General features: G+C 50.9%; 33 protein-coding genes and 3 pseudogenes. 34 read left to right on the top strand and 2 right to left on the bottom strand.

Going from position 1 to position 26,328, the window contains the following annotated elements; all coding sequences use genetic code 11:
• Nucleotides 1–16: 16 nt before the first annotated feature.
• The 6 genes from ACEVJK_RS07000 (at nt 17) to mobQ (ACEVJK_RS06975) (ending at nt 5,935) form a co-directional block, all read left to right on the top strand.
• Nucleotides 17–2,377: a recombinase family protein gene (locus ACEVJK_RS07000; RefSeq protein WP_118043023.1), complete on the top strand. Its 2,361-nt coding sequence runs from the start codon at nt 17–19 to the stop codon at nt 2,375–2,377.
• A complete protein-coding gene (locus tag ACEVJK_RS06995) occupies nt 2,374–2,700 on the top strand; it encodes a TnpV protein (RefSeq protein ID WP_117534721.1) in 327 nt (108 codons plus the stop codon). The genes ACEVJK_RS07000 and ACEVJK_RS06995 overlap by 4 nt, the downstream gene beginning before the upstream one ends.
• 171 nt (nt 2,701–2,871) lie before the next feature.
• The gene (locus tag ACEVJK_RS06990; protein WP_117534722.1) at nt 2,872–3,168 is read left to right on the top strand and encodes a hypothetical protein; all 297 of its coding nucleotides are present in this window, start codon (nt 2,872–2,874) and stop codon (nt 3,166–3,168) included.
• A gap of 77 nt (nt 3,169–3,245) precedes the next feature.
• A complete protein-coding gene (locus tag ACEVJK_RS06985) occupies nt 3,246–3,815 on the top strand; it encodes a hypothetical protein (protein WP_117534723.1) in 570 nt (189 codons plus the stop codon).
• An 83-nt stretch (nt 3,816–3,898) separates the two neighbouring features.
• Nucleotides 3,899–4,195 (top strand): DUF3847 domain-containing protein, encoded by a 297-nt coding sequence (locus ACEVJK_RS06980; protein ID WP_117534724.1) that lies wholly within the window; start codon nt 3,899–3,901, stop codon nt 4,193–4,195.
• Between the two features lie 231 nt (nt 4,196–4,426).
• A complete protein-coding gene (mobQ, locus tag ACEVJK_RS06975) occupies nt 4,427–5,935 on the top strand; it encodes a MobQ family relaxase (protein WP_117534725.1) in 1,509 nt (502 codons plus the stop codon).
• Between the two features lie 65 nt (nt 5,936–6,000).
• Here mobQ (ACEVJK_RS06975) and ACEVJK_RS06970 read toward each other — a convergent pair whose 3' ends face one another.
• Nucleotides 6,001–6,183 carry a hypothetical protein gene (locus ACEVJK_RS06970; RefSeq protein WP_118043022.1) on the bottom strand — a complete coding sequence of 61 codons (183 nt, stop codon included), beginning with the start codon at nt 6,181–6,183 and terminating at the stop codon, nt 6,001–6,003.
• Between ACEVJK_RS06970 and ACEVJK_RS06965 the strand changes: the two genes are divergently transcribed.
• From ACEVJK_RS06965 to ACEVJK_RS06860, 22 genes and pseudogenes are all read left to right on the top strand, one after another.
• Complete coding sequence (locus ACEVJK_RS06965) at nt 6,182–8,074, top strand: AAA family ATPase (protein WP_242985068.1); 1,893 nt, start codon at nt 6,182–6,184, stop codon at nt 8,072–8,074. The two genes, ACEVJK_RS06970 and ACEVJK_RS06965, sit on opposite strands and share 2 nt — an antisense overlap.
• Nucleotides 8,075–8,181: 107 nt before the next feature.
• Nucleotides 8,182–8,373, top strand: coding sequence for a transposon-encoded TnpW family protein (locus ACEVJK_RS06960; RefSeq protein ID WP_087286542.1), 192 nt, complete (start codon nt 8,182–8,184; stop codon nt 8,371–8,373).
• Nucleotides 8,374–8,408: 35 nt separating this feature from the next.
• Nucleotides 8,409–9,680: pseudogene (locus tag ACEVJK_RS06955) on the top strand (VirD4-like conjugal transfer protein, CD1115 family); the annotation flags it as partial.
• A 13-nt stretch (nt 9,681–9,693) separates the two neighbouring features.
• Nucleotides 9,694–9,822, top strand: a pseudogene (locus ACEVJK_RS06950) (Maff2 family mobile element protein); the annotation flags it as partial.
• A gap of 197 nt (nt 9,823–10,019) precedes the next feature.
• Nucleotides 10,020–10,379, top strand: a complete 360-nt coding sequence (locus tag ACEVJK_RS06945; protein WP_055194866.1) for a PadR family transcriptional regulator — start codon at nt 10,020–10,022, stop codon at nt 10,377–10,379.
• On the top strand, nt 10,376–10,834 hold the full coding sequence (locus ACEVJK_RS06940; protein ID WP_055194864.1) for a DUF1700 domain-containing protein: 459 nt from the start codon (nt 10,376–10,378) through the stop codon (nt 10,832–10,834). Before ACEVJK_RS06945 ends, ACEVJK_RS06940 begins: the two co-directional genes overlap by 4 nt.
• Before the next feature lie 3 nt (nt 10,835–10,837).
• Nucleotides 10,838–11,281, top strand: coding sequence for a hypothetical protein (locus tag ACEVJK_RS06935; protein WP_055194861.1), 444 nt, complete (start codon nt 10,838–10,840; stop codon nt 11,279–11,281).
• Between the two features lie 166 nt (nt 11,282–11,447).
• Complete coding sequence (locus ACEVJK_RS06930) at nt 11,448–11,870, top strand: sigma factor-like helix-turn-helix DNA-binding protein (protein ID WP_055194860.1); 423 nt, start codon at nt 11,448–11,450, stop codon at nt 11,868–11,870.
• Nucleotides 11,863–12,060: a helix-turn-helix domain-containing protein gene (locus ACEVJK_RS06925; RefSeq protein WP_024738889.1), complete on the top strand. Its 198-nt coding sequence runs from the start codon at nt 11,863–11,865 to the stop codon at nt 12,058–12,060. The genes ACEVJK_RS06930 and ACEVJK_RS06925 overlap by 8 nt, the downstream gene beginning before the upstream one ends.
• 80 nt (nt 12,061–12,140) lie before the next feature.
• Nucleotides 12,141–12,338, top strand: a complete 198-nt coding sequence (locus tag ACEVJK_RS06920; RefSeq protein ID WP_024738890.1) for a hypothetical protein — start codon at nt 12,141–12,143, stop codon at nt 12,336–12,338.
• A 596-nt stretch (nt 12,339–12,934) separates the two neighbouring features.
• The gene (locus ACEVJK_RS06915; protein WP_044960461.1) at nt 12,935–13,333 is read left to right on the top strand and encodes a plasmid mobilization relaxosome protein MobC; all 399 of its coding nucleotides are present in this window, start codon (nt 12,935–12,937) and stop codon (nt 13,331–13,333) included.
• A complete protein-coding gene (locus ACEVJK_RS06910; RefSeq protein ID WP_147610109.1) occupies nt 13,305–14,930 on the top strand; it encodes a relaxase/mobilization nuclease domain-containing protein in 1,626 nt (541 codons plus the stop codon). Before ACEVJK_RS06915 ends, ACEVJK_RS06910 begins: the two co-directional genes overlap by 29 nt.
• Nucleotides 14,920–15,306 (top strand): cysteine-rich VLP domain-containing protein, encoded by a 387-nt coding sequence (locus ACEVJK_RS06905; RefSeq protein ID WP_087369062.1) that lies wholly within the window; start codon nt 14,920–14,922, stop codon nt 15,304–15,306. Before ACEVJK_RS06910 ends, ACEVJK_RS06905 begins: the two co-directional genes overlap by 11 nt.
• A 112-nt stretch (nt 15,307–15,418) precedes the next feature.
• Nucleotides 15,419–16,177: a phage replisome organizer N-terminal domain-containing protein gene (locus tag ACEVJK_RS06900; protein ID WP_147610108.1), complete on the top strand. Its 759-nt coding sequence runs from the start codon at nt 15,419–15,421 to the stop codon at nt 16,175–16,177.
• Nucleotides 16,174–17,016 carry an ATP-binding protein gene (locus ACEVJK_RS06895; RefSeq protein WP_147610107.1) on the top strand — a complete coding sequence of 281 codons (843 nt, stop codon included), beginning with the start codon at nt 16,174–16,176 and terminating at the stop codon, nt 17,014–17,016. The genes ACEVJK_RS06900 and ACEVJK_RS06895 overlap by 4 nt, the downstream gene beginning before the upstream one ends.
• A 14-nt stretch (nt 17,017–17,030) precedes the next feature.
• A complete protein-coding gene (locus tag ACEVJK_RS06890) occupies nt 17,031–17,219 on the top strand; it encodes a transposon-encoded TnpW family protein (RefSeq protein WP_147610106.1) in 189 nt (62 codons plus the stop codon).
• A gap of 111 nt (nt 17,220–17,330) precedes the next feature.
• Nucleotides 17,331–18,950 carry a recombinase family protein gene (locus ACEVJK_RS06885; RefSeq protein ID WP_147623069.1) on the top strand — a complete coding sequence of 540 codons (1,620 nt, stop codon included), beginning with the start codon at nt 17,331–17,333 and terminating at the stop codon, nt 18,948–18,950.
• 260 nt (nt 18,951–19,210) lie between these two features.
• Nucleotides 19,211–19,435: a helix-turn-helix transcriptional regulator gene (locus tag ACEVJK_RS06880; RefSeq protein WP_103900329.1), complete on the top strand. Its 225-nt coding sequence runs from the start codon at nt 19,211–19,213 to the stop codon at nt 19,433–19,435.
• Nucleotides 19,436–19,466: 31 nt separating this feature from the next.
• A complete protein-coding gene (locus ACEVJK_RS06875) occupies nt 19,467–19,991 on the top strand; it encodes a hypothetical protein (protein WP_108817224.1) in 525 nt (174 codons plus the stop codon).
• Nucleotides 19,992–20,100: 109 nt separating this feature from the next.
• A pseudogene (locus tag ACEVJK_RS06870) lies at nt 20,101–20,223 on the top strand (tRNA guanosine(34) transglycosylase Tgt); the annotation flags it as partial.
• Nucleotides 20,224–20,237: 14 nt separating this feature from the next.
• Nucleotides 20,238–21,032: a hypothetical protein gene (locus tag ACEVJK_RS06865; protein ID WP_103900327.1), complete on the top strand. Its 795-nt coding sequence runs from the start codon at nt 20,238–20,240 to the stop codon at nt 21,030–21,032.
• A 14-nt stretch (nt 21,033–21,046) separates the two neighbouring features.
• Complete coding sequence (locus tag ACEVJK_RS06860) at nt 21,047–21,439, top strand: ribosomal RNA small subunit methyltransferase I (RefSeq protein WP_103900326.1); 393 nt, start codon at nt 21,047–21,049, stop codon at nt 21,437–21,439.
• Between the two features lie 33 nt (nt 21,440–21,472).
• Here the strand turns inward: ACEVJK_RS06860 and ACEVJK_RS06855 are convergent, their stop codons facing one another.
• On the bottom strand, nt 21,473–22,294 hold the full coding sequence (locus ACEVJK_RS06855) for a helix-turn-helix domain-containing protein (protein ID WP_108817225.1): 822 nt from the start codon (nt 22,292–22,294) through the stop codon (nt 21,473–21,475).
• A gap of 532 nt (nt 22,295–22,826) precedes the next feature.
• Here ACEVJK_RS06855 and ACEVJK_RS06850 point away from each other — a divergent pair.
• The 6 genes from ACEVJK_RS06850 (at nt 22,827) to mobQ (ACEVJK_RS06825) (ending at nt 26,312) form a co-directional block, all read left to right on the top strand.
• Nucleotides 22,827–23,012, top strand: coding sequence for a hypothetical protein (locus tag ACEVJK_RS06850; protein ID WP_044930770.1), 186 nt, complete (start codon nt 22,827–22,829; stop codon nt 23,010–23,012).
• The gene (locus ACEVJK_RS06845) at nt 23,013–23,354 is read left to right on the top strand and encodes a DeoR family transcriptional regulator (protein WP_108817227.1); all 342 of its coding nucleotides are present in this window, start codon (nt 23,013–23,015) and stop codon (nt 23,352–23,354) included.
• Complete coding sequence (locus ACEVJK_RS06840) at nt 23,347–23,646, top strand: DUF3847 domain-containing protein (protein ID WP_180334952.1); 300 nt, start codon at nt 23,347–23,349, stop codon at nt 23,644–23,646. Before ACEVJK_RS06845 ends, ACEVJK_RS06840 begins: the two co-directional genes overlap by 8 nt.
• 313 nt (nt 23,647–23,959) lie before the next feature.
• Nucleotides 23,960–24,163 carry a helix-turn-helix transcriptional regulator gene (locus ACEVJK_RS06835; RefSeq protein WP_103900359.1) on the top strand — a complete coding sequence of 68 codons (204 nt, stop codon included), beginning with the start codon at nt 23,960–23,962 and terminating at the stop codon, nt 24,161–24,163.
• Nucleotides 24,160–24,591, top strand: a complete 432-nt coding sequence (locus ACEVJK_RS06830) for a DUF6442 family protein (RefSeq protein WP_103900358.1) — start codon at nt 24,160–24,162, stop codon at nt 24,589–24,591. Before ACEVJK_RS06835 ends, ACEVJK_RS06830 begins: the two co-directional genes overlap by 4 nt.
• Nucleotides 24,592–24,722: 131 nt before the next feature.
• On the top strand, nt 24,723–26,312 hold the full coding sequence (gene mobQ, locus ACEVJK_RS06825; RefSeq protein ID WP_108817229.1) for a MobQ family relaxase: 1,590 nt from the start codon (nt 24,723–24,725) through the stop codon (nt 26,310–26,312).
• The last annotated feature ends 16 nt before the right edge of the window (nt 26,313–26,328 follow it).

The raw sequence follows: 26,328 nt of genomic DNA, 5'->3' as shown, positions 1-26,328 counted from the left end.
AAGGAGGTTACACCCCATGAAGAAACAGCCGGACAAGGGAAAAATCACAGCCCTGTACGAGCGTCTTTCCCATGACGATGAGCGAGCCGGGGAAAGCGTGTCGATAGAAAACCAAAAGCGCATTTTGGAGGACTACGCCCAAAAGAACGGCTTTACGAATATCCGGCACTTCACCGATGACGGAGTGCGGGGAACGACTTTCAAGCGTCCGGGGCTGGACGCTATGCTGGAAGAAATCCGGGCGGGAAATGTGGCTACGGTCATTATCAAAGACCAAAGCAGGATTGGCCGTGATGTTGTCGAAGTGGGGCTTTTGAAGCGCACCTTTGACGAGTACCATGTACGCTTTATTGCGGCAAATGACAACCTTGATACCGCCAACGGCTTTGATATAATGTCCATTTTCCGAGATGTGATAAACGAGTGGTATGTTGCCGACACCAGCCGGAAAATCAAGACCGTTTTCAAGTCGAGAATGGAAAAGGGCTTGCGCTGCTCCGGCAGCGTCAGCTATGGCTACCTTGCGTCCAAGGAGAACAAGGGCGAATGGGTAATCGACGAGGAAGCCGCCGCCGTTGTGCGCCGTATCTTCCACAGCGTTGTTGCCGGGGAGAGTATCGCCAGCATAGCAAGGGCACTCCGCGCCGAGAAAATCCCTATCCCGTCCGAGCATTGGAAGCGGATAGGCGCACCCGTCCGGTCGGCGAAGTACACAGACCCCTACGCATGGTCAACAACAACTATCAGCTATATCCTCAAACGCCCGGAGTACACAGGGCGCAAGGTTTTAGGGAAAACCGTCTGCGAGAACTACAAGACCAAAAGCACCCGCAAGACCGCGCCGGAGGAACAGTATATTTTTGACGGGGAAATCCCCGCCATTGTGGACGAGGAAACATGGAACACCGTCCAGCGGCTTATGGGAACAAAACGCCGCGCCCCCAAGCGGCAGAACACCCCAAACCGCTTGACCGGGCTTCTCTACTGCGCCGACTGCGGCGCGAAGCTGACCCACCGCAGCAGCCTTGTGCAAGGCAAGTATCTGGACGACGCTTTTGTGTGTTCCAGCTACCGCCAGCTTACCCGCGACTGCACCATGCACTATATCCCCACCGCGAAAATGGAAGCCGCCATTCTTGCCGCAATCCAGCGCGTGAGCTGGTATGTACGGCACAATGAAGCGGAGTTTATCGAGCGTGTGCGGAAAGCCACCGACCAGCACCAAGAAAATGCCGTCAAGGAGTACCGGCAGAAAGTGAGCAAGGCGCAGCGGCGGTATAAGGAGCTGGACGGGCTTGTAAAAAAGCTGTACGAGGGAAACGCCACAGGCAAGATACCCGATAAGCACTTTACCCGTCTGCTTGCCGAATATGACGAGGAACAGACCGGGCTGGAAGCCGCTATCGCACAATGGCAGGAAGCAATCGAGAGCTGGAACGCCGACAGGCTGAAAACAGATAAGTTTATCGAGCTTGTGAGCCGCTACACCGACTTTTCCGAATTGACAACGCCCATGCTCAACGAGTTTATCGAGAAAGTGGTTGTCCATGAGGGCGAGGGGCGCGGGAACAGCCGCCGCCAGCGGATAGATATTTACCTCAACTTCATCGGCGCGTTTGAAGTCCCCGCCCATATCGTTACCCCAATGGAAGCCGAGGAACAACGCCGCCAGCAGGAGGAACAGGCGGCAAAGGAAGCCCGTTCACAGGAGCTTGCCAAAGCGCGGGAGGAAAAGCGCAAGGCAGAGAAGCGGGAGTTTACCGCGAGGAAGAAAGCGGGCTTGCTGACCCCGGAGGAACAGGCGGCAGACGAAGCGCGGTTAGCCCATAACCGGGCATGGCAAAAGGAATGGCGGAAGAAACGGAAAGCCGCCGAGCCGCCCAAGCCCCCGAAGCCGAAATCCTTAAAGGAGCTTGCCGCGCTGCAAAAGGCCGGAGCCGACCTCACGCCGGAGGAAGCAGAACGCCTTGCCGCTTACCGCGAGAGGAAAAACCGCCAGCACAAGGCATGGTATGAACGGCAGAAAGCAGCGCAGCCGCCCAAGCCCCGGACGCTCAAAGAGCTTGCCGCCGCGCAAGTCGCGGGACAGCCCCTCACGCCAGAGGAAACAGAACGCCTTGAAGCCAGCCGGAGCCGGAAGAAGAACGCCTACCAAGAACTGAAAGCCCAAGCGGAAACCGACCCCGCCGCAGCCGCCGAGCTTGCAAGGCGGCGGGCTTACCACTCGGAAGCCACCAAGAAATCCCGCCAGAAGATGTACGAGGAAGCCGCAGCCGGAAACCCCGCAGCCCAAGCCCGGTATGAGAACTTCCTTGCTGCAAGGCGGGAGAACTACCACAGGAAGAAGCACGACGAGAAAGGAGAACAAATCGCATGAGAAGATTGATTGATAACGGGAACCGCCCCATTACCCCAAAGCCCCATATCGGCCACTACGGGCGGCTGCGGAAAGCCTATCTGGAACAATACCGCCACCGCCTTTATACCGCCCTTGTAGCCAGCGAGAAGCTATACCCCCACCTTGCGGAAACAGACCGGGCGGCGCGGGATATGCTGGACTACCTCATGCCCCGCCTTGCCAGAGAAGCGGGAGCCACCGAAGCCCTCAAAGCCGCCGACCCGATGAAATGGGTAGGTTTGATGAACAACTGCAAGGCGATAGCCGAGGAAATCGTAATGCATGAGTTAATCTATGTTTAACGGTCAAGAGCCGGAAAAATCGGAAATCTTGCGATAACAGCCGCCCTGACGAACCATTCCCCGTCCGGGCGGTTTTTATCGTCAAAAACGCCGTTTTCTCCAAGTCAAGAGCCGGAGAAAACACCCGAAAAATGCCCCTATTGCATAACAGGGGCGCAGAAAGGAGAGCTTATGAGAACAGGGCTTACCAAGCGGGAAAAGACCACCGACATTTGGTTTGACGAGAAAGACCCCCTTATCCATATCCGCACCCACAACACCGCCTTGAAGAAGCGTCTGCTTGCATACAGCCGCCGTTATCCGGCGATCTGCCAGCAGACCGACGCAGACCCGGAAACGGGCTGCATGGAGTTTGATATTGAGAAAGGCCGCTTCTCTTTCCGTCTGACCGCCCCATACAGTGAGGAACGGCGGGAAGCAGCGCGGCAGTTTGCCAAGGAAAACAATGCCGCCAGCAGACTGAAATGAGGTGGATTTGTTCATAATCCTGTGCTATACTTCTCTTGAAAAAAGAACAACAAATCGAAATTTTGAGGAGGTTTACTATGATATATAAGTTTACGGAAGTATTAAACGATCTTGTTAATTATTTTATTCTTGGTGACATTTTACTACTGGAAAGTTGGAAAAGAGCCAATAATCTTTCAGACGATTTGGCAACGGAATTTACCACAAATGAAAGTGGGGATAGGGCTTTTAGTGAAGGTATTGTTATCCCCATGAGTGGCATTGAAAACTATCCTTATACCGTATTGTTTAATCTCTCTGGTGATAAACCGGAGTTGTGCAAAGGGGAAAGCCGATTGCAGTTTAGAAGGAGTGGTTATTCCCTCAAAGTGGATAATAATATGCTTATGCTTTTTACATGGCACATATTAAAACAGTTTACTCCCGAAAAAGTGAAAACTCTAATTTCTTATTACAGACAGAATAAAAAGCCAATTGTCGAACTTGCAAATGGCTGGTATCATATCGAGATTTTGGGTGGAGAAACCTTGCAGGACGGGGACTATGAGCCTACATTTGAATTTGTGATACAACCAATAGAAAATGAAGAAAAAGCCGCAAATGCTGATATGAATTTAAGCTTTGAAATTATAAGTTCTGCTTATTAAAACTAAATATATTATCCACAAGGGCAGCCGAGAAAATCGACTGCCCTTTTTCCATGCCTACGGGCAGAAAGGAGCGACCAGCTATGACGAAACCGAGGGAGAAAACCCGTGAGGAATTGACCGCCGAGATTGAGGAAGGCAAGAAGAAAATCCGGCAGTTTGAAAACCGGGAGAAAATCATCAAGCAGAAGCTATCCGTCGAGGAACGCAAGGCGAGAAACCACAGGCTTTGTAAGCGCGGCGGCTTCATGGAGAGCCTTGTGCCGGAGCTGATTGCCATGCCGGACGAGGACGCGAAAGCCTTTTTACGGCTTGCCTTGATGAGCGAGCCAGCACAGGAGTTTTTGAAAAAACGAGCCGGGGACGGGAATGCGGAGTAATCCCTTTGGAACAAAGGGCGCACTTATACACCCTTGCGGGCGTGTGCGCTCTGCCGAGGGCTCATCTCCGCACAGGGAACTTTCCCCGCGCTCCGATATGGCGACTTTGCCGCAACAAGGGGCTGCACCCCTTGCGCCGCTTACGCGGCTATCCCTGCACACCCACAAAAACAGTACACCCGCCGTTGGTGTCTGTACCATTTTTGCGGGTCTTGTTATCCTATCCGGGAGGTGATACCCATAGCCATCTATCATTGTAATATCAGCATTGTCAGCCGGGGCAAGGGCAAATCAGCCGTTGCCGCAGCCGCCTACCGAAGCGGCGAGAAAATCACAAACGAGTGGGACGGAATGACCCATGACTACACCCGCAAGCGCGGCGTTGTCCATACGGAAATCCTATTGCCGCCCCATGCCCCGCCCTCTTTCTCTGACCGCGCTACCCTATGGAACAGTGTGGAGCTTTACGAGAAAGCCGGGAACGCCCAGCTTGCCAGAGAGATTGACGCAGCACTCCCCATAGAATTATCCAGAGAGGAACAGATCCGGCTTGTCCGGGAATACTGTTCCTCTCAATTTGTTTCCAGAGGAATGTGCGTTGACTTTGCCATTCACGACACTGACAGCGGCAACCCCCATTGTCATATCATGCTTACCATGCGCCCCCTTGACGAGCGCGGCGCATGGGCGGCGAAGTCCAAAAAGGAATATGACCTTGACGAAAACGGCGAGCGCATACGCTTGCCAAGCGGCAGATATAAGACACACAAAGTTGACCTCACAGGCTGGAACGACAAGGGCAACGCGCTTTTGTGGCGCAAGGCATGGGCGGATATTTCAAACGCCTACCTTGAACGCGCCGGACACCCGGAGCGTATCGACCACCGCAGCAACGCCGAGCGCGGCATTGACGAGCTGCCTACCGTCCACATGGGCGTAGCGGCTTGTCAAATGGAGAAGAAAGGCATAGCCACCGAGAAAGGCGAGCTGAACCGGAATATCCAAAAGGCAAACCGCCTTATCCGGGAAATCCGGGCGCAGATTGGAAAGCTCAAAGAATGGATTGGCGAACTGTTCAAGGCGCGGGAAACTGCCCCGGAGCAGCCCCCGCAATCCCCCGGCCTTGCAAATCTGCTGATGAAATATTTAAGCGTTCAGAGAGAAAAGAGCCGGAAGTATTCGCAGAGTTGGCAAAGGCAGCACGCCGCCGATGAACTGAAAACCGTTGCAAAGGCGGTCAACTATCTTTCCGAGCATGGCATTTCCACCCTTGACGAGCTGGACGCTGCTCTTTCCTCTGTCAGCGATAAAGCCTATTCAATCCGGGAGGGAATGAAAACCGCCGAGCAGCGCATGAAAGAGCTGCAAAAACTCATGGAGTACGGCAGAAATTATCAAACCTACAAGCCCATACAGGACGAGTATCGGCAAATCCGCTGGAAAGGAAAACAGGAGAAGTTTGCGGAAGCCCGCCGCGCCGAGCTTACCCTATGGGACGCGGCAAACCGCTATCTCCATGCCCATTTGCCGGAGGGCGTGAAAACCCTGCCGATCTCCGCGTGGGAGAAAGAATATACCGCCCTCAAAGCACAGCGGGAAGCGGAATATGAAACGCTGAAAGATACCCGCGCCGAAGTTGCCGAGCTTCAAAAAATCCGCAAATGCGTGGATATTGCACTCCGCGCCGACCAACCGGCACAGACGCAGAGCCGCACCAAGCGGCAGGAACAGGAGCGATAAAGGAAAGGACGGGCAAGCTGTTCGGCTTGTCCGCCCTCTGTACTATTGGATGGATAAAAGGCGACTCATTTCTTTTTGAATTTTGTTACAATCTTATTTACCCATATATCTACAATTATATCACCTATGGTTGCAAGGAAATCAACTATTAAATCAATCATAAGATCACCTCTTAAATCCAACTTGCTAACCCCATTATATTTGAAATCTGTGAACAATTCAACCACAGAAAGAGAGGTATCAACCATGTATTACACCCAAGAACAGATAGACCGGGCGAACCAAGCCGACCTTGTTTCTTTCCTACAATCACAGGGCGAGCAGCTTACCCGCGCCGGAAATGAATACCGCTGGAAACGGCACGACAGCTTGACCGTCCGGGGAAACAAATGGTACAGGCACAGCCAGAGCAAGGGCGGCGGCCCCGTCGATTTTGTCATGGAGTTTTTCGGCAAGAGCTTCACCGAAGCCGTGGAACTTCTCACAGGAGAAAAGGGAGCCGTACCGCCGCCGGACAGACCTTGCCCCGCGTCCCTATCCGACTTCCGGCTACCGCCCCCAAACAGCGACAATCGAACAGCGAGGAACTACCTCACAGCAGCCCGCCGCATTGATGAAGATGTGACGGGCTTTTTCTTTGCCCGCGGCGATATTTACGAGGACGCAGCCCACCACAACGCCGTATTTGTGGGGCGGGACGAGGACGGAATACCGCGTTACGCCCACAGCAAGGGGACGGCGGGAAACTTCCGGCTTGATGTGAAAGGCAGCGACAAAGCCTTTAATTTCTGCTACCGGGGCGAGAGCGACAGGCTTTTTGTCTTTGAAGCCCCCGTTGACCTGCTCTCTTTCCTCTGCCTGTTCAAAAAGGCATGGCAGAAACAGAGCTATTTGTCATTGGGCGGCGTGGGAGAAAAAGCCCTGTTGCGTTTCCTCTCTGACCGCCCAAACATCAAGACCGTTTACCTCTGCCTTGACAGCGACCAAGCGGGAAACGACGCTTGCAGCCGCCTTGCGGAGCTTGTGCCGGAGGGATATACCGTCCACCGCCTTGTGCCGCTGTTTAAGGACTGGAACGAGGTATTGCAGCACCGGGCAGAAATCACAGACGGGAAGTATATCCGGGAAGCGGTTTACGGCTTGAAAGAGCCGCCGCAGGAAGAAACCGTCGAGATTATTCGCATGAGCGAGGTTGACACACAGACCGTTGAATGGCTATGGGAGCCGTATATCCCGTTTGGAAAAGTAACCATTGTGCAAGGCAATCCCGGCGAGGGCAAGACCACCTTTGCCCTACGCCTTGCCGCCGCCTGCACCACCGGGGGAACGCTGCCGGGAATGAAGCCCTTGCCGCCATTCCAAGTGATTTACCAGACCGCCGAGGACGGGCTGGGCGATACCGTCAAGCCCCGCTTGATAGAAGCCGAAGCCGACCTTGACCGCGTGCTTGTGATTGATGAAGCCAAGCGGGAGCTTACTCTCTCCGACGAGCGCATAGAAAAGGCAATCACGCAGAACGAGGCGCGGTTGATTATCCTTGACCCCATACAGGCGTACATGGGCGAGAAAACCGACATGAACAGGGCAAACGAAGTGCGCCCCATGTTCCGCCGCCTTGCCGATGTTGCCGAGCGTACCGGGTGCGCCGTTATCCTTATCGGACACTTGAACAAAGCTGCCGGAGGGCAGAGCGCATACCGGGGCTTAGGTTCTATCGACTTCCGCGCCGCAGCAAGGAGCGTCCTGCTGATCGGGCGCGTGAAGCGGGAGCCGAATGTGCGTGTTATCGTCCATGACAAATCTTCCCTTGCGCCGGAGGGCAAGCCCGTTGCCTTTTGCCTTGACCCGGAAACAGGCTTTTCATGGATAGGCGAATACGACATAACCGCCGACGAACTGCTATCCGGCGCGGGCGGGAACACCACCACCAAGACCGAACAGGCCGAGAAGCTGATACTTGACTTACTCGCAGACGGGAAAGAGCTTGCCAGCGAGGACATTGTAAAGGCCGCAGCCGAAGCTGGAATATCCGAGAGGACGGTTAAAAATGCCCGCCGCAATCTTGATACCCGGATAGAAGTCATACGCCGGGGAAATCAATGGTACTATCGCAGGAACGAAGCCAAGAGTGCAAAGTAAGAATGCAATCCGTAGATACCTTTGCATTGTTGCACCCTTGCACCCTTACCCGATATGACCGCCTCATGTGCCGACCACATGGGGCTTTATCTTTGAAAGGAGAGCCTATGAACAATGAAACCAGCAAGACCAGCACCCCCGCAGCCGTTTCCCCTCTGACCGCCAAACCCGACCTTGTGAAGAACATCGGCGGCACGACCTTTGACATTCATATCCATTTCAGCGAAACCAGCCGGGAAACCTTTACGGACAAGGTTGTGCGCCTTATCCAGAACGACAGCGGCGATGAAACCGCTTAAAAGCAAGATACTATTTTCTTGTTCCTTATTGACAAAACCCGAAAGGAACCCTCATTCTGGAAACAGGCTCTCTCCTGGTGCGGGCAGGCTACAAGGTCAAGGTGCTGAACACGATCAACTTTAAGAAGTCCATGCACTATAACCCATTCGCCTATCTGCGGAGTGAAAAGGATATTTTGAAACTTACCAACACCATCATAGCCAACACCAAAGGCGACGGTGAAAAATCTTCCGAGGATTTCTGGGTCAAGGCGGAACGCCTCCTGTACTGCGCCCTGATCGGCTACATCTGGTATGAGGCCCCGGAGGAAGAAAAGAACTTCATCACCCTATTGGAGATGATAAACGCAAGCGAGGCCAGGGAGGACGACGAGGAATTTCAAAGTCCTGTTGATCTGATGTTCTCCCGGCTGGAGGAAAAGGAGCCGGACCATTTCGCTGTCAAACAGTATAAGAAATACAAGCTGGCTGCAGGCAAAACGGCAAAGTCCATCCTGATTAGCTGCGGAGCCCGGCTTGCCCCATTCGATATTAAGGAACTGCGGGATTTGATGGAGTATGATGATTTGGAACTTGATACCCTGGGCGACCGAAAAACTGCTCTGTTCCTCATTATGAGCGACACGGACACCACCTTTAATTTCGTGATCGCCATGCTCCAGAGCCAGCTTTTCAATCTGCTCTGCGACAAGGCAGATGATGAATACGGCGGCAGGCTGCCGGTTCATGTACGGTGTATCCTGGATGAGTTCGCCAACATTGGACAGATACCAAACTTTGATAAACTGATCGCCACCATCCGAAGCCGGGAAATCTCGGCTTCTATTATTTTACAGTCACAGTCACAGCTAAAGACCATCTACAAGGACGCCGCAGATACCATTGTCGGCAACTGCGACACTACCTTGTTTTTGGGAGGCAAGGAGAAATCCACGCTCAAAGAGCTCTCGGAAATCCTGGGGAAAGAGACCATTGACAGTTTCAACACCTCAGAGAACCGGGGGACGCAGGTTTCCCACGGCCTCAATTATCAGAAATTAGGAAAGGAGTTGATGAGCCAGGACGAGATCGCGGTCATGGACGGAGGCAAGTGTATCCTGCAGGTGCGGGGTACTCGGCCGTTTTTATCGGACAAGTTCGATATTACAGCCCATAAGAATTACAAATACCTTGCCGACGCCGACAAGAAAAATGAGTTTGATGTGGAACGGTACATGAAACGGCGCCCTGCGGTGGTAAAGCCGGAGGAACCTTTTGAAATGTACGAACTGGAAATAGAACCTGACAGCGATAACGAAAAAAATTAGGAGGATTGAATTTATGGAATTTTTCAACAGCGCAGTAGACGTATTGCAGACCCTTGTTGTGGCTCTGGGAGCCGGTCTTGGTATCTGGGGAGGTATCAACCTCATGGAGGGATACGGAAATGATAACCCTGGGGCAAATGCTCATGTACGATAAAGAAGTAAGATACTAAAAACAAAACATAGACCGCCAGTACCCCGCTATTCCGTTATTACCCTATGCAGAAAGTACAACATTTTGTAACTTTTCCGTGAAGCCTATTGACTTTGATACCCCAAAAGAGATATAATATAGTCGCTACTTAGTAAAACTAAATAGCAAAGCTGAAGAGAGGCGACAGTATGAATAACAGATATGTCCAACAATTCAAAAAAGGCTCTCTGGAAATGATACTCTTATGCCTAATCGGACGCAAAGAAACTTATGGATACGAAATTATATCCGAATTGAATAACAGTGCGTCTGTTTTGGGATATGCAAAAGAGGGAACCATTTATCCTATTCTGTATCGTTTGCAGGAAGCAGAACTAATTAAATGTCGATTGGCTCCGGCTGTGGCAAATGGCGGTTCAAAAAAGTATTACTCTCTAACTGATAAAGGCAGGAATATACTTGATGAACTAATCTTATTTTGGTCAAGCTATGAGAACTGCGTAAACGGCTTCATAGAAAGTTATCAACAAGCGAGGGTATCGAAATGAAAGAACAATATATTAAACAAGTTGAAAAGGAACTATCCTTACCACATAAAGCGAAAAAAGAGGTTGTGCGTGATTTGAATGAAGTTTTCGCGTCTGCTTTGGAGCATGGAGAAACGGAACAGCAGGTTATCCAGCGTTTAGGAACACCAAAAGAATTTGCAGACAGCACCGCAGAGCAGTTTGGTATTGATAACGCCTCATCAAAAAAAAGGAAAGGTATCATTTCTGCGCTTGTTGCGCTTATTGTTGCGGTTGTTGCCTTTTCGATATATGCTGTCACACGATTAGGAAAAGCACCAGAGGGCGCAATCGGACAGGCAGACGCAACAACAAATATCCAGATTGAGAGTGCATTGGGCTTTGATGTTTTACAAATCATTTTGGCAGTTGGGTTTGCCGCAGCGGTAATTGCTGTTTTATTGATTATCCGAACTATACACAAAAATAGGAGATAACTTATGAAGAAGTATATTTCTGTATTGGCAATCATATTCATAATTTCTTTGGCCGCGTGTTCTAATCAAACTATTTCGTCTACACCCACAGGTAATGAGAGCAATATACAATCTAACAGTATTACCACTCTTGACAAGGGTATCTGGCCTGTTAATGAATACACAGAGGGGCTTCCTATTCCGCCCGGTACGGTTGCATGGGCAACACTTGATACAGAACATGAAAATTGCAGTGTCAACCTTACCGGCATTAGCGACGACGACTATAGCGAGTACATGGAGGTTTTGAACCAAGAAGGTTTTTCCGTAATTGAGAATGTATCGGAGGAAATCGAAGAGGGAAACTATGTTTCGATTGGGACACTTTTATCAAACGAAGATAAGTGGTTGAGTATCAGTTACATACCAGATAGTTTAACTATCTATATTTCCTTTGACAATAATTGAAAGAGATAATGAAATAGCAAAGCCAGCCGAGCCAGTCAACGGTCAAGATGAACGGCGCATACGCGCCGCCGTTGACAGTCCCGCCCGTCTTTGCTGGTAGGCAATCAAGGGGCGACAGCAAGGAGTGCTGCCGCCCCGCACTATTATTCAGAGAGGGGGAATTTCCATGACCGAAGATGAAGCCTACAAAGTGCATATCCAGTACACATTCAATGCCTTTTGCAAGATTGTCATTCGTCACGCAGCCATAGATATAATTTTGAAGCTGCGCCGGAGGTGGGAACGGGAAGTTTCCCTTGACTACCTGATGAATGAGAAGTTTGTCCAGCTTGCCGAGCCGGAGCAGCTTGAAGAATATCTTTTTACGGCCTGCGGCCAGACCGCCGTTCTGTACCATGCGGAACTTGCCGCCGCCCTTGCCCGTTTGCCGGAGCAGACACAGGAAAAAATTTTCCGTTACTACTTCCTGCGCCAGCCGCAGCGAGTGATCGGCGTACATATCGGACGGACACGCAGCACAGCGGGGCGGCATATCCAGCTTGCTTTGAAACGGTTGCGGCGGCTCATGGAGGGGAAAGACTATGAGTAAACTTCTCCCCTATGAAACAATCGTCAAAGCGCATGAGGGCGACCCGGACGCGGTAAACGCCGTTCTTTCCCACTACGCCGGATATATCCGCTACTTTTCCAAAGTACGCGGGCAGGTCAACGCCGAGGTTGAGGAATATGTGAAACAACAGCTAATTGCCGCGCTATTCAAGTTCAGATTTGACCGATAAGCATAGACCTTGCACTGTAGATATGGTAAAATCAGAGTAACCGCAAATTTGTCAGTTGCTATCTTGAAAGGAGCCGCACTATGGAAGAATTAAAAACTATTATGCAAAAATTTGTTGCATCCGGTTGGGATTTAATAGCTATTCCCGCGCAACAATGGTTAGACGGAAAATCTGATAAAGAATCTTTAATATCAGCAATTAAGCAGGCTGATGAGGAATGTGGAAGTTGCGGGTGTGAATTAGACCCACTGTATAAAAGAGCGTTGGAACTGCTTTAAGACACCGCAAAATCACTTTCAACATCATTTGCCTGATAGCCTTTTACTAAACTGAATACCAGCCGTCACCGGCGGCCAGCGAAAGCAGTAAGTCTGAAAAAGATTTGCTGCTTTTTTTGTTGTCCGTTTGGCAAAATCGCAAAGCCACCCGTAGTAGGTAGGTGAAGCCAGAAAAAGCTGCCTGCCCCGTTTGGCAAATTTCAAAACGCGGTGTTGTAGGGAGTGAAAGGAAAATTTCTCTGCCCCGCCGGTTGCCAAAATCCTGTTTCCCGGATTACTAAGGCAAAAGAAAATTTGAAAAATCCCCGTTCAGCGGGTAGCTGGCGGCCTTTCAAATGTATCTTTGGCGAAAGGGAAAAAGACCGCGCACAGCGGGCTGAAAGCCCCGCCCCGTTCGCTCTATGTACGGAAAAGCCCGGACAGAGGCAGTCTGCGGCTTACTAAGAGCAAGTTTCTACCACGGTGCCAAAATCCGCAATTCTGCGGTTTTGCCCCTCGCGGGAAACTTGTTGGGGAGTGCCTTCCCCAAACCCTGCTTTGCGGCTTGCGCCGCTTATCCCCGCCGCGCTCATGCGGCAAGAAAGGAGGTTACGACCATGCGAAAGAAATACAACACACCCCACCGCAGCCGCGTTGTGAAAACCCGGCTGTCCGAAGATGAATACGCCGACTTCACAGCGCGGCTTGCGCCCTATGGTATCAGCCAGTCGGAATTTCTCCGGCAGGCGATACGGCGCACCACCATACGCCCCGTTATCCATGTGTCGGCGGTCAATGACGAACTGCTCTCCGCTGTCGGGAAGCTGACCGCCGAGTACGGCAGGATCGGCGGCAACCTCAATCAGATTGCCCGGTATCTGAATGAGTACGGCGCACCCTATAACGCCCTCTCCGGCGAGGTACGCGCCGCCATAGCCGACCTTGCCGCCCTCAAGTATGAAGTCTTACAGAAAGTAGGTGACGCAGTTGGCAACACTCAAGCATATCAACTCTAAAAATGCCGACTACGGAGCCGCCGAACAATACCTGCTTTTCGAGCATGACGAGTTTACCATGAAGCCCGTCCTTGATGAAACCGGCAGGCTTATCCCCCGCGAGGACTACCGGCTGTCCACGCTGAACTGCGGCGGGGAGGATTTTGCCGTTGCCTGTATGCGGGCAAATCTCCGCTATGGGAAGAACCAGCGGCGGGAAGATGTGAAAAGCCACCACTATATCATCAGCTTTGACCCACGGGACGGCCCGGACAACGGCTTGACCGTAGACCGGGCGCAGGCATTGGGCGAGAAGTTTTGCGCCGAGCATTTCCCCGGCCACCAAGCCCTTGTATGTACCCACCCGGACGGGCATAACCACAGCGGCAATATCCATGTGCATATCGTCATTAACAGCCTGCGGATAGAGGAAGTCCCGTTCCTGCCCTACATGGACAGGCCAGCCGACACGAAAGCCGGTTGCAAGCACCGCTGTACCGACGCTGCCTTGCGCTACTTCAAGTCCGAAGTCATGGAAATGTGCCACCGGGAGGGGCTTTACCAAATCGACCTCTTGAACGGCAGCAAGAACCGCGTCACAGACCGGGAGTATTGGGCGCAGAAAAAGGGACAGGCCGCGCTGGACAAGCAGAACGCCCCCATGATTGCAGACGGTATCACGCCCCGGCAGACCAAGTTTGAAACGAACAAGGAGAAGCTGCGGCAGACCATACGCGCCGCGCTGTCTGCGGCGACCTCATTCGAGGACTTTTCCTCTCTGCTGCTGCGGGAGGGCGTGGCCGTCAAGGAGAGCCGGGGGCGGCTATCCTATCTCACGCCGGACAGGACAAAGCCCATTACCGCCCGAAAGCTGGGTGACGACTTTGACCGCGCCGCTGTCTTTGCCGTTTTGGAGCAGAACGCCGCCAGAGCCGCAGAAAAGCCCGCAGCCATACCCGAATACCCCCGGCATGGGAAAACCGGCATACAGCCCACAAAAGTCCCACAAACCGCCCCGAAACAGGACGGTGTGCAGCGGCTTGTGGACATTGAGCAGAAAATGGCCGAGGGCAAAGGCCGGGGCTATGAACGCTGGGCGACCATGCACAACCTCAAACAAATGGCCGCGACGCTGAATGTGTATCAGGAATACGGCTTCACTTCCCCGGAGCAGTTAGAAGCCGCCGTTGATACCGCCTATCAGGAAATGCGCCAGACCAGCGGCAAGTTGAAAACGCTGGAAACAAAGCTACAAGGGAAAAAGGAGTTGCAGCAACAGGTACTTGCCTATGCCAAGACCAAGCCCGCCCGCGACGGGCTGCGGGCGCAGAAATCGCAGAAAGCCCGTGACGCATACCGGCAGGCAAACGAGAGTGATTTTATCATAGCCGACGCAGCCGCCCGGTATTTCAAGGCGCATGGCATTACCAAACTGCCCGCCCGGAAAGCGTTGCAGGCCGAGATCGAGCAGCTTATCTCCGAGAAAGACGGCCTGTATAACACCTATCACGAACAGAAACAGCGGTTCAAGGAGTTGCAGACCGTCAAGCGGAACATCGACCAGATTTTGCGCCGGGAGGAACCCCGCCGCAGAAAGGAGCAGAGCCATGAGCGATAAGTTACCGAGAATGGACTACCGCCAGCACCGGCGGGCGCGGCGGCTGGTACATGAGTGCTGTAACTATGACGAGGGGAATTGCCTGCTGTTAGACGACGGAGAGCCTTGCGTGTGCGTCCAGAGCATTTCCCTTTCCCTCATGTGCCGCTGGTTCCGTGTGGCTGTCCTGCCCCTTGACGGGGAACTGGCCGCAGCCCTCTTGTACCGGGGGAGCCGGAAACGGTGTGCCGTCTGCGGCGCGGCATTTGTCCCCAAATCCAATCGGGGAAAATACTGCCCCGACTGCGCCGGACGCATGAAGAAAATCAAAGCCGCCGAGAGAAAGCGGAAACAAAGGCAGAGATGTCACGCTTTAGAGCCTTTCAAACCCGCATAAATCCAGGCTTTTTTCGTGGGTGTCAAAGGGTACGCGATACATTTATCCTTTTCCCCCGGAAACGGCGTTCTAAATGCGTACAAACGCCCCAAATCCACCCAAAGGAGGAACCATGTCAGACAACCGAAAATACTACTACCTCAAGCTGAAAGAGAATTACTTTGACGAGGACGCTATCGTGCTGCTGGAAAGTATGCAGGACGGTATCCTCTATTCCAACATTCTCTTGAAACTGTACCTGAAATCGCTGAAAAACGGCGGAAAGTTGCAGCTTGATGAAAATATCCCCTACACCGCGCAGATGATTGCCACCATTACCCGCCAGCAAGTCGGCACCGTAGAACGAGCCTTGCAGATTTTTATGAAGCTGGGGCTTGTAGAGCCGCTGCCAAGCGGCGCGCTGTATATGAGCAATATTGAACTGCTGATCGGCCAATCCTCTACCGAGGGGGAGCGAAAACGGCGGGCAAGGCTGGCTTTGCAGGAACAAAAAGCCTTGCCAAAGGCCGGGGCGGACAAATGTCCACCATATCAAGCGGACATTTGTCCACCAGAGATAGAGATAGAGAAAGAGATAGAGATAGAAAAAGAGAGAGAGCGAGAGTTAGATACGGGACAACCCGCCCGCGCTGCCTATGGCCGGTATGAAAATGTCTTTCTTTCGCAAGCAGAACTGGACGGGCTGAAAGCAGACCTGCCCGACAAATGGAACTACTACATTGACCGGCTATCCTGCCATATCGCGTCCAGCGGCAAGCGATACCACAGCCATGCCGCCACAATCTACAAATGGGCGCAGGAGGACGCAGCCAAGAAAGCCCCGAAAAAGGGCATACCAGACTACTCATGCAAGGAGGGCGAGAGTTTATGAAGAACGAAATCAACGCTGTTTTGGAGAATATGACGACTGTCACCCCGGAGCCGGAGGACTACACCGGCGAGGACGGTTTACTGTACTGCGGCAAGTGCCGTAAGCCGAAAGAAGCCTATTTTGCGCCGGATAAGGCCGCTATCTTTGGCCGTGACCGCCACCCGGCAGAGTGCGACTGCCAGAGAGCCGCCCGCGAGGAACGGGAGGCCGCCGAGAAGCGGCGCAGGCACCTTGACACCGTGGAGGAACTGAAACGCCGGGGCTTTACCGACCCCACCATGCGGGACTGGACTTTTGAGAACGACAACGGCAGGAACCCGCAGGCCGGGATTGCCCGCCGGTATGTGGAACACTGGGAGGATATGCGAGCCGACAATATCGGCTGCTTGTTCTGGGGCGGCGTGGGAACCGGGAAAAGCTACCTTGCGGGCTGTATCGCAAACGCCCTCATGGAGAAAGAAATCCCCGTTCACATGACGAACTTTGCCCTTATCCTCAACGACCTTGCCGCCAGCTTTGAGAACCGCAACGAGTACATTTCCCGCCTTTGCCGCTATCCGCTGCTTATCCTTGACGACTTCGGCATGGAGCGCGGCACCGAATACGGGCTGGAACAGGTTTTCAATGTGATTGACAGCCGTTACCGCAGCGGCAAGCCGCTGATCGTCACGACCAACCTCACGCTGGACGACCTGCGGAACCCAGAGGACACCGCACATTCCCGGATTTATGACCGCCTGATTTCCATGTGCGTCCCGGTACGCTTTACCGGCGACAACTTCCGGCAGGAAGCCGCGCAGCGGAAAATGGAGAGCATGAAGAAACTGATTACCGACTGAAAGGAGTATTGCCTATGGCAGATAACAAGCAGCACGACACCCGCACAGCCCGCCGCCCCGACTGCGTGACGGAAATCCGCATGGGCAATTCCGTCCTTGTCGTGTTCGGCTATTTCAAGAAAGATACCACGACCACCGCCGCCGACAAAATGGCGCGGGTACTGGAAGCGGAAGCCGCTGCTACACAAAAACCGGAAATTTGACAAATCATAAAGAAGCAGATTTTACACTTTTGCCGCTATACAGCCCCCGCTATTCCGTGGTACAATAAAGCTATGGAATAGTGGGGCTGGCTGTCGGAAACGGAGGATTTTATGTTAAGACAAGCCACCCAAAACCTCATTACCGCCCTTTATCCGAGATTGTCCCATGAGGACGAGTTGCAAGGCGAAAGCAATTCCATTTCCAACCAAAAGCGTATTTTGGAAACCTACGCCAAGCAGAATGGCTTTACCAATCTGCGCTGGTACACCGACGACGGCTTTTCCGGCGCAAACTTCCAGCGCCCCGGTTTTCAAGCCATGCTTGCAGACATTGAAGCCGGGAAAGTGGGTACGGTCATCGTCAAGGACATGAGCCGGTTAGGGCGAAACTACTTGCAGGTGGGATTTTACACGGAAATGCTGTTCCCCCAAAAGGGCGTGCGGTTTATCGCTGTCAACGACAATGTGGACAGCGCAAACGGCGGCATGGACAACGATTTTACCCCTCTGCGAAATCTGTTCAACGAATGGCTGGTGAGAGATACGAGCAAGAAAATCAAGGCAGTTAAGAGAGCAAAAGGCATGAGCGGCAAGCCCGTTACCAGCAAGCCGGTCTATGGCTACCTCATGGACGAGGACGAGAACTATCTCGTTGACGTGGAAACCGCGCCGGTTGTCCAGCAGATATACCAGCTTTGCCTTGCCGGGAACGGCCCGACCAAGATTGCCCGTATGCTTACGGAGCAGCAAATCCCCACGCCGGGGACGCTGGAATACCGTAGGACGGGCAGCACCCGCCGATACCACCCCGGCTATGAGTGCAAATGGGCGACGAACACCGTCGTTCATATCCTCGAAAACCGGGAGTACACCGGCTGTCTGGTAAACTTCAAGACGGAGAAGCCCTCTTACAAGGTCAAGCACAGTGTAGAGAACCCCGTGGAGAAGCAGGCTGTTTTTGAGAACCACCATGAGCCTATCATAGACCGGGAAACATGGGAGCGCGTGCAGGAGTTACGCAAGCAGCGCAAACGCCCGAACCGCTATGATGAAGTGGGGCTGTTCTCCGGTATGCTGTTCTGCGCCGACTGCGGCCATGTGATGTATCAGCAGCGGTATCAGAACAAAAACCGCAAGCAGGACTGTTACATTTGCGGCAGCTACAAGAAGCGCACCCGCGACTGTACGGCGCACTTTATCCGCACCGACCTGTTGACCGCCGGTGTCCTCTCCAATCTCCGGCAAGTGACGGAATACGCCGCCAAGCATGAGAGCCGCTTTGTGAAGCTGCTTATCCAGCAGAACGAGATCGGCGGCAAGAGAAAGACCGCCGCAGCCACCAAACAGCTTGAACAGGCGCAGGAACGCATTGCCGAAGTGAGCCGCATTATCAAGCGGCTGTACGAGGATAATGTGAACGGCAAAATCAGCGACGAGCGTTTCATGGAACTGTCGGCAGACTATGAGCAGGAGCAGCGGGAACTGAAAGACCGCGCCGCCGCTTTGCAGGAAGAACTGGATAAGTCGCAGGCCGCCACCGTCAACGCGGAAAAGTTTATGGGTATCGTCCGAAAGCACCTTGCCTTTGAGGAACTTACCCCCACCCTCTTGCGGGAGATGATTGAGAAAATCGTCGTGCATGAGTGCAGCTATGACGAGAACGGCACCCGCAGGCAGGACATTGAGATTTATTACAGCTTTGTCGGCAAGATTGACTTGCCCGAAGCCTAACGCCCGACCTATCCGACACAGCCCTAAGTGCCGGATAGGAACGGCAAAATTTTTTACATTTCTATTACTTCTTTATCGCACATCAGTAAAAAGCCAGGGCATGAAACAGCTTATGGCTAATTAGATGTAACAAAAGCTAAGAAAGGAAAAGCACAATCCAGACGGAACCGGCGGTGTGGTCAAGAAATATTGTGGAAACGCAAGATTTCTGCTATAATGGGTGCAGAACACTTAACGATGGAAAGAGGGACGGGAAGCCTATGAACATCAGCTATCAGCCATTATGGAACACTTTGAAAGAGCGTGGCATGAGAAAAGAGGACTTGCGGCTTGCCGCCGGTCTGACAACCAACATGATTGCCAACATGGGCAAGGGAAAACACATCAGCATGGAAACCCTACTGAGAATTTGTAATGCTCTGAATTGTGATATTTCAGATGTGATTGAATTGGAGCAGGATGAAAGTACCGCTGAAAAAGGGTGACAAATACAAAGTTGAAGGAGCGTGTGATTACATGAAAAAGATTTTTCTGAAAATAATGCTTGGGGTTGTTCTCGTTTGCGCTTTGTTTGTTGGATTTCTTTATGCCAACAATGATATTGGTGTGACTTCAACCAATTTAGAAGCGGATATTCGCTCGTCGCAAAAGATTAAGGATGATTGGACAGTTGATGGAAGTGTTTCCGACACGATGGCTGCATATATTTCTTATCCCCAGGATATGAGTGACCACACTTTTTCCGTCTATGTTAATCGTCCAGGGCTCTCCTTTGGATATTTCTTTCGTGGTGGCGGGAGCCTTTCAGGAGTTGAAAGGGGAATTGTAGAGTTCACAGTAGAGGAATATAAAGAACGAGCATTTATTTCTATGAATCAACAGCAGGTAACACAACTACAAATAGATGATGGCAACTCCATTCAGGGGATTTCTATTGATAGCAATAAACCTTTTGCGATTGTCTTGCCTATAAATGCTGGTACCATTACTTTTTATGATGTGAACGGAAATACTGTGGAATACTGGAACAATCCTCTTTAATAAATTTCCGTTTATCGGAGATTAAAACGAAGTCATAAATTACGAGTTATTCTTTCTGTTCATCCCATGTGGTATGGCAAGTATGAGATAAAATTTGAATATGTCAACGAATTATTCAAGAGCTTATTTGAGGCATCTTTTCAAAATCAATGATCCATTAGCTTATAGGTTAGCAACAATACATAATTTGAGATTTTATACAAACTTAATGGAGAAATTAAGAAAATCGTGAAAGAAGGAACGCCTATGTCTATAGAAAATATTGTACAAACAGTGATGACATCAAAAAAATATTCAAATATAATCCCTGAAACGATCAATAGAATTTGTAATGAAGAAAGTATAAAGTACAAAAAAGACAAAGATATATTAAGGTCGTCAAAAAAAAGATTGCATATCATTTCTGAATCATTTTTATCGATAGCTAATGCAAATAAAATTGCCAGTATTAAAAAATGCATTGATAATGATGGACATATTTCAACAGAAATGATAGAGCAGTTGTTATTATTACATATATCTACAAAAGAAAGGAGTAGTTTTTATAAAGAATTCTATAATGATATTTTCCGAGTGGTGGGAAATGTTAATTCTATATTGGATATAGCTTGTGGGCTAAATCCAGTAGCGTATGTTCTGTCCGACAACTTTGATAGCAGAGTAAGATATGAAGCGACAGATATAAATTTAGATAATATTGAATTGGTGAATAAAATATTATCGTTGTATGATTTGCAAGCCAAAATCTATGGAGGCGATATTTTATGTGATATTCCCAATGGAGAATGGGATGTTGTTTTTTTATTTAAAATCGTTCCATTATTAGAGCAACAAAAAAAAGGATATTTCCGTTCTATAATAGAACAAATAAATTCTAAATTTTTTATTATTACATTTCCTACAAAATCGATATCCGGAAAGAATGTTGGAATGAAGGACTATTATGAAAACATGATGACAAAATATATTGAAAATAGTCAGATGGAGATTATATTTAGAAAGGCATATTTTAATGAAATTATGTTTGTTATAAAAAAATAATTGTGGAGATTATAATGGGAAAAATATATGTAGTGGCAACACCGATAGGAAATTTGAGTGATATTACTTTACGAGCTATTGAAACACTTAAGGCAGTAGACATCATAGCATCAGAAGATACAAGAAGAACATTAATTTTGTTGAATAAATACAATATTAGCACTAAATTGGTTGCATATCATAAATTTAATGAAAAAGAACAAGCAACTAAATTGATTGAATTAATTTTGCAAAAAGATATTAGTATAGCGTTGGTATCTGATGCTGGAACTCCATGTATATCTGATCCGGGAAGTATTTTAATTAGTGAAGCACTAAAAAATTCAATTGAAGTGATTCCTGTTCCGGGTGTTTCGTCTGTTATAGCAGCTTTAAGTGTTTCTGGTTTTATCTTTAACAAAAAATAGCCGTTGTAGGAGCCAATCCCACAACGGCTGTTTTTATTTCCACGGCCTGCGCCGGAAGTTGATCCCGGAATTTTTAATCAGCGGCGATCTTTTGAACAGCCTTTTCAGGGTTGTTCTTTCCTCGTCTGTGAGCCGCTTGTATTTTAGCTGGAACGCCTTGCAGAAGATTTCCAGAAATTCCTGCACCCTGTCGCCGGTGGATTGCATGGCCTTTCGGACTTCCTTTATCAGTTCATCGGCGGGCGTGGTATCCGGCGCACTCTCCATGTCGTTCTCATGGACTTTGCGTATATCGTGAAGGATAGCGTCCCATGTTTTGTGTGTCACATGACAGAAAAAATCTTCTTCCTCTATCTGACCGGCTTCCAGAATTTTCAGGGAACGGTCTGCGGCAGCTTCGGGATGCTCTTCCAGTATCATTGCCCGGACAGCGGCCAGCGCACTGTTGATGTCATGGAACCGCATGGTAGCCATTCCATCCACATAGATTTCTGCGTCAGCCATCAGCTCCGCAAATTTTTCGTGGGACATCATCTCGCACAGCAGCCGGGTATTGATCCGTCCACTTTTCAGAAGCGCCACGGCTTCATCGGTCAAGTGCAGTTCAGACAGCGGGGTGTTGATCTGCTCCCGGTTTTCTGTCCGGCAGAACAGATAGTCAATGGACACCTCATAAAAGTCTGCCAATGCGATAAGGTTGCCGTGATTGATTTCCTTATTTCGGTTTTCTTCATTTTCATAGCTGGCTAAAGCAGATTTTGAAATGCCGGTCTTTTCCGCCAGTTCTTCCAGCTTCAAGCCCTTTTCCACCCGTAAATCTTTCAAGCGTTCCTGCAAGGAAACATGGTCTTTCATTGGTTTGCCACTCCCTTCCCATGTGGTTTTCGAGCATATATAACCATTATACCATACCGTTCCGAAATCGTGGAAATTTTCGATTTTAGGGCGGTATTCCTACTTTCTGGACATACGGGAAAGGGTTCAAAAATGAGCTATGATTAAGTCAGTTCATCGATGGATTATTCCAATCGAATGACCGGCCTGATGGGATATGCTCCCCGGCGATGTAGCGCAACGACCTGCGGCAAGGAGTTGGAGGAACCTTGACCGCAGCGAGCGTACCAACGGGAACGAAACGCTGCTGTGAGATTCAGGGGCAGGAACGACATCAGGGAAACCCGGCAGAACTGACACCAAAACGCTACCCAAACATGACAAATCGGCGGGGCGTAGTCTGCCCTGTCCGTGATACTATGGGGCTTTTCCAAGCGGCTCTATGGCCGTATTTTCCTTGAAAATCGCCCCGAAACATGACACCAAAAACCGCTATCCGCCCATCTCTACCGTTACGGCTGAAATGGACGGATTTTCTATGATAGGAGGCACCATGCCGAGAATGAGCAAGAAACGGAAGTTGGAGCTGTCCTTCTTCCTCAATGACCGGGGGCGTGTGGCCTACAACGACCTGTGCCGGAAGTGTCAGCATGAGTGCAAACAGAGCTTCCGGGCTGTCGTGATCGACTGCCCCCATTACCTGTCCAAACGAGCCAAGCGAAAGGAGAAAACCGACTAAATGGAATTTGAATTTATGACCGCAGACACCGTTCTGCCGCCCTGTATGCCACTTCCTACCGCCATGCTACGGCTGCCGGTCAGCAGCACCGCAAAAGTCATGTATGCCCGCCTGCTGGACGCTACCCTTACGGGAGGTGCGGAGGATACCAACGGGATACTGTTTGTCCGTTTCCCCATTGTGGAGCTGGCAGCGGCCTTGTCCCGCAGCTCCGTGACCGTCAAGCGTTCCTTGAAAGAATTGGAGGACGCCGGACTGATCCTTCGGGTGCGCCGGGGCGTGGGAGAACCGAACCGCATTTACACGCTGCTCCCCAAGAAGGAGGGCTGCCGTGATGAATGAAAAGCTGGAAAAACTCAATCAGCAAATTGCCCAAGGCGAAGCCAAACTGCGGCGGGCGCAGCACGAAGAAAAGATACTGGCACATCAGATAAAACAGCTTACCCGGAAGGAACGGACGCACCGGCTCTGCACCAGAGGGGCTATGCTGGAAAGTTTCCTGATAAGGCCGGAAGTGCTGACGGACGATGATGTGATGGACATTCTCAAACAGGCATTTTCCCAAACTGGCATGAAGGAAGTTGTTGCGGAAAGCGTGAAATGTCGGGTAACCGGGGAACCCCTTACGGAGTAAGGGCGCAACTATACACCGGTCGAGCCGGTGCGTTGCGCCCTGCCGGGGGCTTCCTGCGGAAAGCGGATGATTTCCAGCACACTTGCGACTGCTTCCAATCATCACAGGGGACGCTGCGCTTCCCCTGCGCTGGCTGCGCCAGCTACCCCTTTGTGGACTTGCCGCCCGGAAACACCTTGCGCTGCAAGCTGTTCCCGTCCAGCAAGTTCTATAATTTTATGACGAGCAAGATGGAAAGTTTGCTTGACATTTCGGATGGATGTGATATACTAAAAACACGGAAAGCAAACTTTCCATTAGAAAGGAGGTTCGCATGAAAAATCGACTGGAAGAACTCCGCAAACAGCGAGGAATCAAGCAAGAAGAATTGGCAAGCGCCTTGGAAGTATCACGCCAAACAATCGGCTCTTTAGAAAACGGGCGCTACAATCCGTCTATTCAGTTGGCGTTCAAAATTGCCCGATACTTTCATATGACGATTGAGGAAATTTTTATTTATGAGGAGGATGGACAATGAAATCTAAAATTACAAATCATGCAACTATCATTATAGGATTGCTTCTGCTGGCAGTGAGCTTGTACCTAATTAAAACAAGCAATGATCCGCAGGGAATAATGAGAACATTACCCTATGTCTGTATTGGCATTGGGTGTGGCTTGTTTGGACATGGTATGGGAAATGTGATTTCTGAACGGGCCATTAATAGTTACCCCGAATTAAAAAGGCAACTGGATATTGAAAAAAATGACGAGCGTAATGTGGCGATTGCAAACCGGGCTAAGGGAAAAGCGTTTGATATGATGACCTTTGTTTTTGGGGCTTTAATGTTATCATTTGCCCTTATGGGGATAGATATGGTTGCTGTACTTCTGCTTGTTTTTGCATATCTTCTCGTTCATGGCTTTGCTCTCTACTATCGCTTCAAGTTTGATAAAGAAATGTAACTAAATAGTAGCCGCCCACCGGTGGCCCCACCAAGCAGGAAATCCGAAACGGTTTCCTGCTTTTCTTTTGCCCAAAATGAGGTGGCAAACCACCACCCCATCCAATCAACCACAGGAAGGAGGAAACCGTTATGCCCTGTCCCCACCATGATATAAAAATCGTTCAGCGCAGCAACCGCCAGTCAGCCGTAGCCGCCGCAGCTTACCAGAGCGGCGAACGGCTGTTTTCCGAGTACGACCAGAAGCAGAAATACTATGCCGAGAAACGAGGGATCGTCCACACAGAAATCATGCTGCCGCCCCACGCCCCGCCGGAGTACGCAGACCGCAACACCTTGTGGAACGCTGCCGAAGCCGTAGAAAAACAATGGAACTCCCAGCTTGCCCGGAGAATCGTGCTTGCCATACCGAGGGAAATCCCCCCGGAGCAGCACGCCGACCTGATCCGGGACTATTGCCGGGAGTTTTTCGTTTCCAAAGGCATGATTGCCGATTTTGCCATTCACGACAAGGGGGACGGGAATCCCCACGCTCACATCCTGCTGACCATGCGGGCAATGGACGAAAACGGGAAATGGCTTCCCAAGAGCCGGAAAGTGTATGACCTTGACGAGAACGGCGAGCGTATCCGGCTCCCGTCCGGCAACTGGAAAAGCCATAAGGAGGACACCGTGGACTGGAACGACCAGAAGTACGGCGAGATCTGGCGGCAGGGCTGGGCGGCTGTCGCTAACCGCTATCTGGAAGCCAATGATCGCCCGGAGCGCCTTGACCTTCGTTCCTATGAGCGGCAGGGGCTTGATAAAATCCCCACTGTCCACATGGGGCCAGCGGTCAGCCAGATGGAGAAACGAGGGATACAGACCAACATTGGCAATCTGAACCGGGACATTACCGCCGCCAACCGGCTCATGCAGTCCATCCGTCAGATGGTGCGCCACCTGAAAGGCTGGATTGCAGACCTGAAGGAGAAAAAGGCCGCCCTGCTGGAAGCCTTGCAGGAAGCGAAGGAACCCACCCTGCCGGAGCTGCTGGGCAAATATCTGGATTTGCGCCGGGAGGAGCGCACCGGCTGGACGAGCAAAGGCCAGCTCAAAGGCACTGTAAATGACTTCAACAAGGTTATGGACGCCATCCGCTATCTGCGGGACAAGGAACTGTCCACCGTGGAGAGTTTGGACGCCTATCTGGATACCGTCAGCGGGCAGGTCGTTTCCATCCGGGCAGAGATGAAGCCGAAGGAAAAACGCATGAAGGAGATCGACACCCTGCTTTCCCATATCGCCAACTTTGAAGCCCACAAGCCGGTTCATGCGGAATATGCCGCCATCCGGTTTAAGAAACCAAAGGAACAGTTTGCCGCCGCCCATCGGGACGAACTGGACGCCTACAATGCCGCTGTCCGCTATTTCAAGGTGCATTTGGAGGGAACCAAGTACAGCACCAAAAAGCTGAATGAGGAACGAACGCAGCTTGCCGGAGAAGTGGCCGAGTATAAGGAGCGCCTATCAGCGGTGCAGGAGGATGTGAAGATTCTCCGGGATGTACGCCACTGGCTCAATCAGGTGCTTCCGTCCGAGCAGTACCGCCAGACTGCCGAGCCGGGCAAGAAACCGTCCATCCAGCAGGCAGTCAAAGGCCGGGCACAGCGTATCCAGGAGGAACAGGCCGAGAAACGCCAGCAGCCCCGCACAGAGAAAAAACAGGATATGGAACTTTAACAGGCGCTTACCATTT

This window comes from Flintibacter sp. P01028 (assembly GCF_041925235.1).
Lineage (GTDB): Bacteria > Bacillota > Clostridia > Oscillospirales > Oscillospiraceae > Lawsonibacter > Lawsonibacter aceti.
This window is presented reverse-complemented; position numbering and strand designations above follow the sequence as displayed.